The sequence below is a fragment of the Micromonospora sp. MP36 genome, from assembly GCF_008119785.1.
GTDB lineage: Bacteria > Actinomycetota > Actinomycetes > Mycobacteriales > Micromonosporaceae > Micromonospora.
In genome coordinates this window covers 1-13,145 of the sequence record NZ_VSFA01000017.1, presented here as the reverse complement: position 1 = coordinate 13,145, position 13,145 = coordinate 1, and the positions used below count along the sequence as shown (strand labels likewise).

Genomic DNA, 13,145 nt, shown 5'->3' with positions numbered 1-13,145 from the left:
GTGGCGCGGCCGCTGCGTTCACAGGCGCGACCCGGACGGCGCGAGGGGCAGCCGGGCGGTGACTTCGAACCCTCCGCCCGGAGTGGGCTTGGCGTCGAGTTCTCCGCCCAGCAGTTGGCAGCGCTCGCGCATGCCGAGGATCCCGCGGCCGGGCTGGGCCGAGCTGCCGGTGCTGGCCGGATGCTGGGCCGGCAACTGCGGGGCCGCGGGGTCGTCGCCTGAAGCGGCACGGCGCCCCTCGTCGGTCACGCGGATCTCCAACACGTCGTCCCCCGGGTTCAGCGCCACCGTCACCCGGGTCGGGCCGACGTGGCGAATCACGTTGGTGATCGATTCCTGCAGGATGCGGTAGGCGGCGCTCCCCACCGCGCTCGGCACCGGCGCCGCGGGCGGGGTCTCCTCGAGTTTGATGTCGAGTCCGGCGTCGCGTGCCTTGGCGGTGAGTTCGTCGATCTGCCCAAGCCCGGGGTACGGCAGGCGCCCGTCGTTGTCGTCACGGAGCACCCCGAGGATGGCCCGCATCTCTCGCAGCGCCCGAGAGCTGGTCTGCTCGATGGCTTGCAGCGCCTCGCGTGCCACTTCCGGCCTCTTGTCGAGCACGTGCGCGGTGACACCGGATTGGACGTTGATGATTGCGATGGCGTGGGCAACAGTGTCGTGCACCTCGCGCGCGATCCGGAGCCGTTCGGCGTCGACCCGCGCCCGCGCTTCCTCCTCGCGGGTCCGTTCCGCAAGCTCAGCCCGCTCCTGAGCTTCGGCCGCGATGACTCGTCGAGACCGGACGGACTCGCCGAGAGCCACGCTCATGACCGACGCGCCGATCCGGAAGAACACCCAGCCGATGGCGGCTCGCGGTTCGATGTCGGCAGCGGCGACCAGCCACGCGACGGTGAGCACCGTGACGCCCGCGCCGGCTACCACCAGCGATCGGCGCCCGTCACCGTACGCGGCGAGGCTGTAGAGGGCGACGAAGAGCCCGAGCCAGCCGGGCCCGTCCGGGAAGTCGAGGCTGTAGTAGACCAGGCTGGCGAGCGCGGCGGTGACGAACACCGGGACCGGCCACCGGCGGCGGACGGCCACGACCAGACCACTCGCCACCAGCAGCGCGAATCCGAGGTTTCCGAGGTCGGCGAGCGGACGCTCGGCCCCGTCGACGGCAACGCGGGCGACCGTGCCCTGCACCTGCATCACGGTGATGAAGAGCGCGAGCACCACGTCCTGCGCCACCACCCGCAGGGGGAACGACACGGCATGCTGTTCCATGCCGTGATCCTACGGTTCTCGTCCACGGACAACGCTGCGCCCAGACGCGCGACCTGCTACGCCGGCCGGCGTAGCGAGACGCGAACCGGCTACGCCCAATTGCGTAGGCGCTGCCGTCCGCTGTCCGAGGCGACGGCAGCCGCACCGGCGCGACGATCACCGCCATGAACGATCTCCCTCACCCACCTCGAGGAGCGCGCCATGCGTAGAGCCTTCGCCGGCCTGGCGACCCTGCAGCTGCTGGCCGTCGTCGCACAGTTCTTCCTGGCGGCCAGCGGTGCCTTCGACACGGCACCCAACGACGAGTCCTTCCAGCCGCACCGCGCGCTGGGCGGCGGAATTGTCCTGATCACGGTGCTGGTGACCGTCGTCGCCGCGACAGCCCGGATGCCCGGACGGCTCATCGGGATGAGCGGCCTGGTCGCCGGGCTCGCGGTTCTCCAGTTCGTGATCGCGGCGATCGCCACCGCGCTCGACGGCACCGCTGGCGGGCTCGTCTTCGGCCTGCACGCGGTCAACGGTCTCGCCATCGTGGCCGTGACCGGGAGGATCATCCGCCAGGCCCGGCAGCTGGCCAGGCCGGCCACGTCGACGCCCACGCCACAGGCAGCATGACCACCGGACTCTGGATCATCGTGGACCACGTCGTCGCGCTGCTCAGCGTGGCCGCGTGGTTCGCGGCCGGCGTCAGCCTGGCGCTCCGGCGTACCCGGCTGGCGCTCGCCGCCGGAGCCGCGGCGGTGCTCGTGACGCTGGTCCGGGTGGTCACCGTGGCGATCCTGGCCGGCCGGGGCTGGTGGTTCGTGCAGGAGAAGGTCCTCCTGGGGCTGCCGCTGCTGGGAGCCGCCGGGGCCGCTGCCGTGCTGCTCGCCGGCCCCCAACTGCTCGCGACAAGACGGGGGCGAGCAGCTGGCGGGTCGGCGCGCGGCGTGGTTTCGGTGCTCACCGCGGGTTACGCGGCACTGGCCGGTCTTGTGGTGACCTTGCTGGTCGGATACCCGCTCACCCTGAGCACGGCCTTGATCACGATCTCGCTCGTGGGCGTCGGCGCGTTGCTGACCGCGCGAGTGGTCGCGCTTCCCGCTGAGAAGGCGGCCGATACGGGCGTCGCGCAGGCGCCGGTGGGTCGACGCCCGATCTCGCGCCGCCGGTTTCTCGGCTGGACCGGTGGCGCGGTCGTGGTGACCGCGGCCGGCGCCGGCGCCGGGCTGTCGTTCCTCCCCGCCGAATCGGTGACCACGGGAGGCGGCCGCGGACGCTCGTCCCGGTCGGCCGTGTCGGTGGCCGACCTGCGAGGCTCCGGGTCGCCGGCATCGGGTGGCACCGTGCGGCGCCACGTGCTCACCGCGAAGAAGGCCACCGTACGGCTCCCGTCCGGGCGAGAGATCGACGCGTGGACCTACAACGGCGAGGTCCCGGGTCCGGCGATCACCGCGACCCAGGGTGACCTGCTCGAAGTGCGGCTGCGCAACACCGACATCGAGGGCGGCGTGACCCTGCACTGGCACGGCTACGACGTACCGTGCGGCGAGGATGGCGCGCCCGGTGTGACCCAGCTGACCGTGGCACCCGGTGAGGAATTCGTCTACCGGTTCCGCGCCGACCAGGTGGGCACCTACTGGTACCACACCCATCACGCCTCCCACGTCGGCGTCCACAAGGGGCTGTACGGAACCCTCGTCGTGACACCGCGCGGCGGACCGCGAGCCGACGCGCACTCCGCGGCGGAGCAGGTGGACCTGGCCCTGCCCGTGCACACGTTCGACGGCACCGTCGTGATCGCGGGCAGCGACGGCCAGACCCAACACTCCGCACCGCCCGGTGCACCCGTACGGCTGCGACTGATCAACACCGACTCGGATCCGCACCGGATCGTCCTCGCCGGAACCCCGTTCCGGGTGGTGGCCGTCGACGGCCGAGATCTCAACCGGCCCGGCGAGGTCCGCGACGTCGGGCTGCGGCTGCCCGCAGGCGGACGATACGACCTGGTGTTCCTCATGCCGGACACGCCCGTGGCGCTGGTTGTCGACGACGATCGCGACGGCGGACTGCGCCTGCGCCCGCAGGGCGACGCCCCCGCTGAAGCGCGCATCGAGGACACGTCCGGCCTGCCGGAGCTCGACCTGCTGCGGTACGGAACCCCGGCCGCCGTGTCCTTCGACACCCGCAACGCGGACCGGCACTTCACCATGGTCCTCGACCGCGGGGTGGCCCTGGTCGACGGCCGACCGGCGTACGCGCAGACCGTCAACGGCCGGGGCCACCCCGCCATCCCCGACCAACTGGTCGTCGAAGGCGACGTCGTGCGGTTCACCGTCGTCAACCGAAGCCTGGAAACGCACCCCTGGCACCTGCACGGCCATCCGGTGCTGATCCTGTCCAGGGACGGGACGCCGTCGACGGGCAGCCCGCTGTGGGTGGACACATTCGACGTCCGGCCGGGCCAGACCTGGGAGGTCGCATTCCGCGCGACCAATCCCGGAATCTGGATGAACCATTGCCACAACCTGCCGCATGCGCACCAGGGCATGATGCTGCGACTCCGCTACGACGGTGTCACGACGCCATTCGGCGGCTCGCACGGCGGCGGCCCAGGCCATGGCCACTGATCCGGCCCGTGCCGCTGGTCAACTCGCTGAACGCGCGGACGGTCCCGAGTCGAATCTCCTTGCCCTCGTCCATCGGCACACCCGGGCCGTCATCGACGCCGAACTGCATCGGCTGGCCCGTCGGGCCCCGTCCCTCTCCCCTGCCGACCTGGACGTCATCAACACGGTGCTGGAGGAGCTCGCCGAGTCGGCGTTTCTCGCCCCGCTGCGAAACGCACCAGGGGACACAGCAGGTCTGCTGGCGCACATTTTCGGCACCGAAATGAACACCGACTGAGTGAGAACGGAAATACATGATTCACGGCAACTTGAGGAGAAGATGATGACAACCGAGGCTCCCCGTACGGATGGAGCTCTGGCGGGGCTGGCCCGATTCTGTTACCGGCGTCGCCGCCTGGTCCTGCTGACCTGGATCGTCGGCGTGATCGCCGTGGCGTTCCTGGGCTTCAACTACGCCGCCGCCTCCGACAACGACTACTCCGGTGGGGACTCCGATTCCGCCAAGGCGCAGGCTCTGATCGAGAAGCACTTCCCTGAGCAGCAAGGGGACACGCTGACTCTCGCGATCAAGGCGGACAAGGGAATCGACGACCCTGCTGCCCGGCAGAAGATCGAGAAGGTCATCGCCGAGCTGGACGCCTCGCCCATCACCGGGCCGGTGGCCTCGCCGTATCAGGACGAGAACCTGGTGACGAAGGATCGTCGTATCGCCCGTACGACCATCCCGCTGACCGACAAGGATGTGCCGAAGACGGAGGTCAAGCCGCTGGTGGAACTGGTCAAGGTCGCCTCCGGTGACGGCGTGACGCTGGGGCTGGGCGGGGACAAGGCGGAGAAGGCGGAGACACCCCCGCAGGGCCCGGCCGAGGGTGTGGGCCTCCTGACCGCAGCGGTGATCTTGTTCATCGCCTTCGGGTCACTGGTGGCGATGGGCCTGCCGATCGTGACCGGACTGATGGCGGTCCTCGGCGGCGTCGCGCTGATGAAGCTCGTGGGGCACGTGGTCCCCTCGCCGGATTTCACGGTGCTCGTCGCCGTGTTGATCGGGCTCGGTGTCGGCATCGACTACGCGCTGTTCATCCTGACCCGCTACAAGGACAGCCTGCAGGACGGCGACGAGCCCGAAAGCGCCACGGTCAAGGCCATCACCACCGCGGGTCACGCGGTGCTGTTCGCCGGCACGACCGTCATGATCGCGCTGCTCGGCCTGATCGCCATGGGGCAGAAGATGATGACCGGCGTGGCCATCGGCGCGTCGGTGACCGTGCTGGTGACCATGATCGCCGCGGTGACCCTGCTGCCGGCGTTCCTGGGCTTCATCGGCTACAAGATCAACTCACTGCGCCTGCCCCGTCGCGTGTCCCGCCGGTCGGGGGGCGACGGCACCCCGGCACGGAAGCGCCGCACCCCCGCCGAGCGCTGGGCCGGCGTGGTGCAGCGCAAGCCCCTCGTCGCCGCGATCCTGGCCGGCGCGGGCCTGCTGGTGCTGACCGCCCCCGTGCTGTCGATGCGGCTGAGCCTGCCCGACGCCAGCGTCCAGCCCCACGGCCGGAGCAGCTACACCTCATACAAGATCATTTCCGAGGGCTTCGGCCCTGGTTACGGTGCGCCCCTGATCTTCGCCACCGAGGTTGACTCCAGGGACCCCGAGCTGAGTTCGGTCATCGAAGCGGTCCGGAGGACCGAGGGCATCGCCTACGCCACGCAGCCCCGGATCAGCAGGGACGGGCAGGCTGCCATCTTCATGGCCTTCCCCAAGACCGGATACCAGGAGGAGGCGACCGTGGACCTGGTGCACGAGCTCCGCGATGACGTGCTGCCCAAGGCGCCCGGCGGCGAGCAGGTCTACCTCGGCGGCCCGAACGCCGGCGCGATCGACTTCGCCGAGGACACCAGCTCACGCCTGCCGCTGATGATCACGGTCGTCATCGTGCTGTCCCTGCTGCTGTTGGTGGTGCTGGTCCGGTCGGTCACGATCGCGCTACAGGCCGCCGTGATGAACGTGCTGTCGATCGGCGCCGCCTACGGCGTGCTGGTCGCGATCGTGCAGTGGGGATGGCTCGGCTCGGTCCTTGGTTTCCCCACCGAGATGCCGATCGTGACCTGGGTGCCGATGATGATGTTCCCGCTCCTGTTCGGCCTGTCGATGGACTACGAGGTCTTCCTGATCTCGCGGGTCCGTGAGGAGTACGAGCGGACCGGTGACACCCGCAGCGCCGTCACTCGCGGACTGGCGAGCACGGCCAAGGTCATCACGGCCGCTGCTGCCATCATGATCGCCATTTTCACGACCGCCCTGCTCGGCCCCGACGTCTCGGTCAAGCAGATCGGTCTGGGCATGGCCGTCGCCGTGCTCGTCGACGCCACCATCATCCGGATGGTCCTCGTCCCCGCGGTGATGGAACTGTGCGGCAAGGCCAACTGGTGGATGCCCGGACGCCGGACCCCGAAGGCGACCACGGCTGCGCAGGCCAGGGCCGGCGTCTGACCGTTCCTCCATTCGGAGTGCGGGGAACCCTCGGGCGGGAGGGTTCCCCGCACCGTCAGTGGGCTGATCCGGGGCCTGGCCATGATCGTGGCCGCCCGGTGAACGCACGTGGCCTGCGGATACTCCGGCCCTCCCGCGGGCCGATCTTGGCAGGTACGGGTGTGGCATTGTGAGTCGAATGGAGCCGGACCCAGACGCCGGGGGGAACCGAACGCTGCCCCAGCCTGTGCGCGTCGGGCTGGGGGTGCTGCGCGACTACCGGCCGACGTTCGCTCGGGTGCGTGCCCTGCTGCGCAACATGGTCACCTCGTTCGTGGTGCTCAGTACGACGCTGTGGCTGCTGCCGGGCGTCACCGCGAGTGGCCTGGTCGCGACCCTGTGGCTGGTCGGGCTGATCGCCGCGATCGGCGCGGTGCTACGGCCGCTGCTGTTCGCCCTGGCCACCACGCTCGGCGGGCTCGGCGCTCTGGCCATCGGCGTGTCCGTACAGGCCGTCGTCATGTACGTCGCGTTGCGGCTGGATCCGGAAGCTGACGTGGCCGGATTCGCCGATGCCTTCGCCGCCGCGTGGCTCGCCGTGGCGCTCGCGGCTGTCGTGAACTGGCTGGCTGACGCAGGAACGGACGACGCGTTCGTCAGCGAGATGCTGTGGGTGATGACCCGGGTGCGGCGCAGGCGGGAGCGGCGCCCGACGTGGCGGCGCCGACGGCGGCGAGGTGGCGCCACCGTGGAGACGCCCGCCCGGCAGGCCGCCGACGGCCTGCTCATCGTCCAGCTCGACGGGGTGGCCGCGCCGCTGGTGTGGTGGGCCATCCGCGCCGGCAACCTGCCCACGATCGGCCGGTGGCTGCGCTCGGGCAGCCACCGGATGACCCGCTGGCACACCGGGCTGCCGGCCACGACGCCCGCGGCGCAGGCGGGCCTGTTGTACGGCGACACTCGGCGGGTGCCGGCCTATCGCTGGTACGAGAAGGCGACAGTGGGCGACAGCAGGGCTCGCTCCGCCGGCCGCATGGTGGTGACCAGCCGGCCACGCGACGCCGCCGAGATCGAGCAGCGCCTGTCCACCGGACAGGGTCTGCTGCGGGACGGCGGCGTCAGTATCAGCACCGCCTTCACCGGCGACGCCCCCACCAGCCTGCTCACGGTGAGCCGCGCGGGACTGCCCGGACCGTCCACTCGGGGTTACGCGGTGTTCATGGCCAGCCCGTACGGTTTCGCGCGCGCCGTGGTGCGCGGGGCCGGGCAGGTGCTTCGCGAGCTGTACGAGGCGCGGCGGCAGCGGCTGCGCGACATCCAGCCAAGGGGACGGCGCCGGGGCTCGTACCTGGCGCTGCGCCCGATGGCGAGCCTGCTCAGCGACCTGAACGTGTCGCTCATTGCCGAGCAGATGGCCGCCGGGGCACCGGTCATCTTCTGCGACTTCCTGGACTACGACGAGGTGGCCCACCACGCCGGGCCGGCTCGCCCGCAGGCGATGGCGGTCCTCGAGGCGCTCGATCAGACGCTCGGCGTCCTGCAGCGGCTGGCGGCTGAGGCGACGCGGCGTTACCACATCGTGGTGTTGAGCGACCACGGGCAGAGCCAGGGCGCCACGTTCCGCCAGCGATACGGCGAGTCGCTGGCGGAGCTGACTGCCCGCCTTGCCGCGCACCCGGTGCGGACGGTCGCGTCCGGCCCCCGGCTGGCGCCCACCGTCCCGGCCCAACCCGCGGCGACCGTCGAGGCCGCCGGTCCCGTCGAGTCGTGGGGCCGGGTGAACGCGCTGCTCACCGAGGTCGGTGGCCGGGGAGGGGCGACCGGCACGGCGGCTCGGCTGGCCATGCGGTCGCGAGCGGACGGGGGCGAGGTCAGCCTGGGGCCGGCCGACCGGGAGGAGGCGGCCACCGCCGCCGATCCGGAGGCCGTGGTGGTGGCATCGGGCAACCTGGCGATGATCTACCTGCCCCATCATCCGGGCCGGCTGACCCGCGAGCGGATCGACGCCGCCGTCCCGGGGCTGATCGACGGCCTGGCCGCGCACCCCGGCATCGGGCTGGTCGTGGTCGACTCCGCCGCCGGACCGCTGGCGATCGGGGGCCGCGGCTGCCACTGGCTGCGGGACGGGCAGATCGAGGGTGACGATCCGCTGGCCCCGTACGGCCCCCGGGCCCGCCATGACCTGCTCCGCCACCAGGCGATGGACCACGTCGGCGACCTCGTGGTGATCAGCGCCGTGGAGCCGGGCCTGGAGGAGGTCGCGGCCTTCGAGGAGTTGGTGGGGTGCCACGGCGGCCTCGGCGGCTGGCAGACCGAGGCCCTGCTCATCCATCCCGCCGACTGGCCGCAGGAGGACGAACTGGTCGGCCCGGACGACGTACATCGGCAGTTGCTCGGCTGGATGCGGCGGCTCGGCCTGCGGCGGGCCGACGACCACGCCGGCACGCAGGACGGCACGGGCAACGAGCCGGACGTCGACCGGGACCACGACCGGCGCCGCGAGCCGGCCGCGTAGCGCAGGCGCTGACCGGCCTACGGGGCCAGCGGATCATCCGGCAGCCGCCGACGCCGGCTGAGCCAGCCCAGTCCCTGGGTGACCAGGACGACGAGCAGGATCGCGGCGACGACGCTCTGCCACGGCTCCGGAAAGACCGCCCGCCCGAGGACCCCGATCGAGGCGTAGAGCACCGACCACAGCAGGCTGGCCGGCGCGTTGGCGACGGCGAACCGCCGCCAGGCCAGCCCTGCCACGGCCGCGGCCAGCAGCACCGGGACCCGGCCGCCGGGGATGAGCCGGGACACCAGCAGCGCCGAGACGTGCCCCTCGCGCACGAGGGCCGAGACCCGGCCGACCCGCTGCCGTCCGCGCAGGCCGGGTAGCCGCTGGGCGACCCGCTCGCCACCCCATCCGAGGATGCCGTACGTCGCGAGGTCGCCGATGTATGCGCCGACGGCACCGGCGATCACGACCAGCACCACGGTGACCGGATGCTGGTGGGCGGCGAGTGCCGCGGCGCCGCTGACCGCCGCGCCGGTCGGCACCACCGGGAGCACGGAGCCGAAGAGCACCACCAGGATCAGCGAGCCCAGCGCACCGAGCGTGGCCGTCACCGTGGGTCCGCCAGGAACGACTCGCCCGGCCGCAGCACGCGCACCTGGGTGGCCGGCGCGACCGTCGCCACCTGCCGAGCGAAGTCGTCGCCCGGCCAAAAGAACCGGTCCGGCCGGATCCGGTCGCACCCGACCGGCCAGAAGGTGCCGAAGTGGATGGGTACGGCCCACGCCGGCGCCGCACGTCGTACCGCTTCGGCGGCCCCCGCCGGGTCGAGGTGGCCGGGGCCGAGCGTCGGGCCCCAGCCACCCACCGGGATCAGCGCCAGATCGAGCCGCCCCAGCTCGGCCATCCCGTCGAAGAGACCCGTGTCCCCGGCGAACCAGGTTCGCGCGCGGCCTTCGATCAGGTAACCGACGGCGGCGGCCCGGTGCCGGGACCAGGGACCCCGGCCGGCGTGGTGGGCGGCGGGGACGGCGGCGACGTCGAGGCCGCCGATCGTGAGCCGGTCACCGACCGCGAGTTCCGTGCAGCGCCCGGCGGCCGCCGCGCCGAGCGCCCGCCGGACCAGCCGTGTGGCGCCCGCCGGCACCACCAGCGCGGTGTGCTCGGGCAGCCGGCGCAGTGACGCGAAGTCCAGGTGGTCGGCGTGCAGGTGCGACACGAGTACGGCGTCCGGAGCGGACGATAGTCGCGGGGTGGGCCCGCGTCGACGGCGCAAATGGGCGAGCCGGTCACGCAGCAGCGGGTCGGTCAGCAGCCGCGTTCCCGAGTCCTCGATCCACACGGTGCTGTGCCCGCACCAGGTCAGCTGCACCACGCCGACACCCGCACCGCCTTGGTCACGCCTGCCACCGTATCCGGCCGCGCCGCCGAGCGACACGGAAGCTGTGGCGGGCGCGGTTGACCGGACCCTCACCTGCTGAAGCAGGGTGGCGGGCCGATCCTGTGTCGTTCAGCTCGGTCCGGCCAGGCGTGGACGGGCAGCTGCGCCGAGGGATGCGGGCGGGGCGCGTGCCCACGATCGCACTGCTGGGATCCGGAACCGAGAGCACCGGGGCCGCGACCCGGTCGCACTGGCGGAAGCGTGTCGGTCGTCGTGATCGGCCGGAGAGTGCGGATGGCGACTACGAGGGTCACCCTTGGCGGGGCTGAGTCACGCCGAGAATGTTGCCTTCGCTGTCCTTGAACCAGGCGGCGCGCATGGTCGCGACCTCTGCGACGCCGTTGACGGTCTTCAGGCCAGGCAGGTCGTACTCTTCGAACGTCACGCCGCGCCCCCGGAGGTCCGCCATCTCGGCGTCGAGGTCGGCGACCAACCAGGCCGCCAACGTGTGGGGCGCCTGCCCGGCGTTGGAGGTGGGATAGATGAAGAACTGCGTTCCACCGGATTCGAAATGGACGGCGTCCTCGGCCTCCCGGGAGATCGTCAGGCCCAGGGTGTCGCGATAGAAGCGCTTCGCCCGTTCCATGTCGCTCGCTGGTATGGCCGCCTGCACCGGTGCGTCTCTCAACACGTGGCTCACCTCCTGCGACAGCGTAACCAGCACCAGGCCGGCATGGTCCCACTTTGTCCTACTCTGGGCGCCGGGCCGGCCTGGAGGCGATGGCAAGGCACGCGGGTGCCCTCGCTGATGATCGAGGTCAAGCGGATCGCGCTCGGCCGAGACATCTGCCGCCGGCCGACGTCGGTGGGGTGAGTCAGGACCTGACTCACCCCACCGACGTCCTACGGACGGTCTCGTGATGAGCGGCGAGGCGTGGGCGGAACGGTGCGTCCGCCCCGTGGCAACCGATCCGATGGCCTGCGAAGCCAGGATTGCCCTGGCTGGGTCAGGTCAGCCCGCGCGTACCGGCTCTGCGTCGTTGGCGGGCTGTGGCTTTGCGGTGTGCAGGGTGAGGCCGGCGATGACGGCTCCTGCGGCGGCGATGATCCCGGCGCCGACGAAGGCGGCGGAGTAGCCGTCGGTGAGGGCGGGCAGGTCGCCGAGCCGGTCGGCTCCGGTGGCGGCGGCGACCGCGGTCATGGCGGCCAGGCCGAGGGCCGAGCCGATCTGGTAGCTGGTGTTGACGATGCCGGAGGCGAGGCCTCCCTCCTCCGGCCGCGCGCTGGAGATGGCCGTCCCGAGTGACGGGATGAACGCCAGAGACATGCCCAGCGCCGCGACCAGCGAGGCGGGCAGGACGTCCACGGCGAAGCTGCCGTCGGGGCGGACCAGGGCGAGCCAGCCGAGTCCGACGGCCAGGACGGCGAGGCCGGTGACCACCATGCGGGAAGGCCCGAACCGGGCGATGGCCCGCGGCGCGAGGAAGATCATCCCGATCATGATGAGGATCGTCATCGGCAGCAGGGCGGCCCCGCTGGGGAAGGCGCTGTAGCCGAGGACCTGCTGCAGGTAGAGGTTGAGGAAGAACCACATCGGGATCCACGCCGCGCCGAGCATTATCTGGGCGACGTTGGCGGCGGCGAGATTGGGGGCGCGGAAGATGGACAGCCGCATCAGCGGCTCCCGGCGGGCCGCCTGGATGGCGACGAACGCGCCCAGGGCGACGACGGCTCCGGCGAGGACCAGCCAGGTCTGCCCGGAGGCCCAGCCGATTTCGGGAGCGCGGACGATGCCGTAGACCGCGGCGCCGAGGCCGACGGTCACGGTGAGCGCGCCGATGACGTCCAGCGACCCACGGCGCGTGCCGCCGGCGGGCATCAGCGACGGAGCAGCCACAAGGGCGAGCACCGCGACCGGGATGTTGATGTAGAACACCCACGGCCAGCTGATGTATTCGGTGATGACGCCGCCGAGGAAGACCCCGGCGGTGCCGCCGGCGGGCGCGGCGGCGCCGTAGAGGGCCAGCGCCTTCGTGAGTTCTCGGGGCTGGGCGCCGAAGAGCATCATCAGCAGCGTCAGGGCCGACGGGGCGATCAGCGCGGCCCCGGTGCCCTGCACGGCGCGGGCAGCCAGCTCGACCGCGACGCTGTCGGCGAGGCCGGCTGCCGCCGAACCGATGAGCAGGACGAGCCAGCCGGCGGCGAACATGCGCCGGGCGCCGAAGAGGTCGGACAGCCGGCCGCCGAGCAGCAGCAGGCCGCCGAAGGCCACCACGTAGGCGTTGAAGACCCAGGACAGGTTCTGTGGTGAGAAGCCGAGGTCGGCCTGCATGCGACGTAGCGCGACGCCGATGATCGAGGTGTCCATGATGACCACGAACTGGGCGAGGGCGATGAGCCCGAGAGCCCACCACCGCTTGGAACCGGATGACACTGCGACCACTCCTTCAGTTACCCCTAGGGGGTATCGGTAACGCCGATTGTCTACCCCCTACCGGTATCCGGCGTCAAGTGTCCGCAGGCGTTTGCCCGCCTTCAGGCGGAAGTTCGGTGACGTCTTGAACGGGATACCCGGCCCGGGTATCGTAAGATCGCCAGCCGACAGGATGCTGGCCCGTTCATCGCCGACGGGGACGCGTTGTCGGCGAGCCGGCCGTGGGAGCTATCCGAGGAGCCTTGAGGTGACCGTCGTCAGCGACGCACCGCTGCATACCGTCGACATCCGGCAAGCCGTGGAGCGGGCCGGATACCAACTCGTGGTCTGATCACCCGGCTCGCCGCGTCCGCCGTCAGCAGTCGCGCGGCGCGCGGACGCCGCGTCCCCACCGTCCCCCCCACTCGCCACCCGAGGCCCACCTGACCGACGACGACCCCCTCCCTCCAAACCCGGCCCCGCCCCCGGTCGGAAGAGGGGCGTGGAGGGAAAGA

The 13,145-nt window shown here is 71.6% G+C and carries 10 protein-coding genes; 5 read left to right on the top strand and 5 right to left on the bottom strand.

The annotated features are described in order from the left end of the window. Nucleotides 1-18 precede the first annotated feature (18 nt). The gene (locus tag FXF52_RS15420; protein ID WP_148797587.1) at nt 19-1,263 is read right to left on the bottom strand and encodes a sensor histidine kinase; all 1,245 of its coding nucleotides are present in this window, start codon (nt 1,261-1,263) and stop codon (nt 19-21) included. 201 nt (nt 1,264-1,464) lie between these two features. On the opposite strand from FXF52_RS15420, the gene FXF52_RS15415 reads away from it, so the two are divergent. The 5 genes from FXF52_RS15415 (at nt 1,465) to FXF52_RS15395 (ending at nt 8,854) form a co-directional block, all read left to right on the top strand. Further along, nucleotides 1,465-1,878 (top strand): DUF6220 domain-containing protein, encoded by a 414-nt coding sequence (locus FXF52_RS15415; RefSeq protein WP_148797586.1) that lies wholly within the window; start codon nt 1,465-1,467, stop codon nt 1,876-1,878. Next, nucleotides 1,875-3,872, top strand: coding sequence for a multicopper oxidase family protein (locus FXF52_RS15410; RefSeq protein WP_148797585.1), 1,998 nt, complete (start codon nt 1,875-1,877; stop codon nt 3,870-3,872). Before FXF52_RS15415 ends, FXF52_RS15410 begins: the two co-directional genes overlap by 4 nt. After that, complete coding sequence (locus FXF52_RS15405) at nt 3,862-4,149, top strand: hypothetical protein (RefSeq protein ID WP_148797584.1); 288 nt, start codon at nt 3,862-3,864, stop codon at nt 4,147-4,149. The genes FXF52_RS15410 and FXF52_RS15405 overlap by 11 nt, the downstream gene beginning before the upstream one ends. Nucleotides 4,150-4,194: 45 nt before the next feature. Beyond that, nucleotides 4,195-6,360 carry an MMPL family transporter gene (locus tag FXF52_RS15400; protein ID WP_222870528.1) on the top strand — a complete coding sequence of 722 codons (2,166 nt, stop codon included), beginning with the start codon at nt 4,195-4,197 and terminating at the stop codon, nt 6,358-6,360. Nucleotides 6,361-6,586: 226 nt separating this feature from the next. Beyond that, nucleotides 6,587-8,854, top strand: a complete 2,268-nt coding sequence (locus tag FXF52_RS15395; RefSeq protein WP_319993793.1) for a phage holin family protein — start codon at nt 6,587-6,589, stop codon at nt 8,852-8,854. Between the two features lie 17 nt (nt 8,855-8,871). Here the strand turns inward: FXF52_RS15395 and FXF52_RS15390 are convergent, their stop codons facing one another. The 4 genes from FXF52_RS15390 to FXF52_RS15375 all read right to left on the bottom strand — a co-directional run bounded on the left by FXF52_RS15390 (nt 8,872) and on the right by FXF52_RS15375 (nt 12,651). Further along, nucleotides 8,872-9,450: a DedA family protein gene (locus FXF52_RS15390; protein WP_148797582.1), complete on the bottom strand. Its 579-nt coding sequence runs from the start codon at nt 9,448-9,450 to the stop codon at nt 8,872-8,874. Further along, on the bottom strand, nt 9,447-10,211 hold the full coding sequence (locus FXF52_RS15385; protein ID WP_255471990.1) for an MBL fold metallo-hydrolase: 765 nt from the start codon (nt 10,209-10,211) through the stop codon (nt 9,447-9,449). The genes FXF52_RS15390 and FXF52_RS15385 overlap by 4 nt, the downstream gene beginning before the upstream one ends. Before the next feature lie 316 nt (nt 10,212-10,527). Continuing rightward, nucleotides 10,528-10,941, bottom strand: coding sequence for a VOC family protein (locus FXF52_RS15380; RefSeq protein ID WP_222870527.1), 414 nt, complete (start codon nt 10,939-10,941; stop codon nt 10,528-10,530). A 288-nt stretch (nt 10,942-11,229) separates the two neighbouring features. Further along, the gene (locus FXF52_RS15375) at nt 11,230-12,651 is read right to left on the bottom strand and encodes an MFS transporter (RefSeq protein WP_187413514.1); all 1,422 of its coding nucleotides are present in this window, start codon (nt 12,649-12,651) and stop codon (nt 11,230-11,232) included. Nucleotides 12,652-13,145 lie beyond the last annotated feature (494 nt).

Coding starts and splice junctions, on each gene's coding strand:
- FXF52_RS15420 (WP_148797587.1), bottom strand. CDS start 1,263: ATGGAACAGCATGCCGTGTCGTTCCCCCTGCGGGTGGTGGCGCAGGAC.
- FXF52_RS15415 (WP_148797586.1), top strand. CDS start 1,465: ATGCGTAGAGCCTTCGCCGGCCTGGCGACCCTGCAGCTGCTGGCCGTC.
- FXF52_RS15410 (WP_148797585.1), top strand. CDS start 1,875: ATGACCACCGGACTCTGGATCATCGTGGACCACGTCGTCGCGCTGCTC.
- FXF52_RS15405 (WP_148797584.1), top strand. CDS start 3,862: ATGGCCACTGATCCGGCCCGTGCCGCTGGTCAACTCGCTGAACGCGCG.
- FXF52_RS15400 (WP_222870528.1), top strand. CDS start 4,195: ATGACAACCGAGGCTCCCCGTACGGATGGAGCTCTGGCGGGGCTGGCC.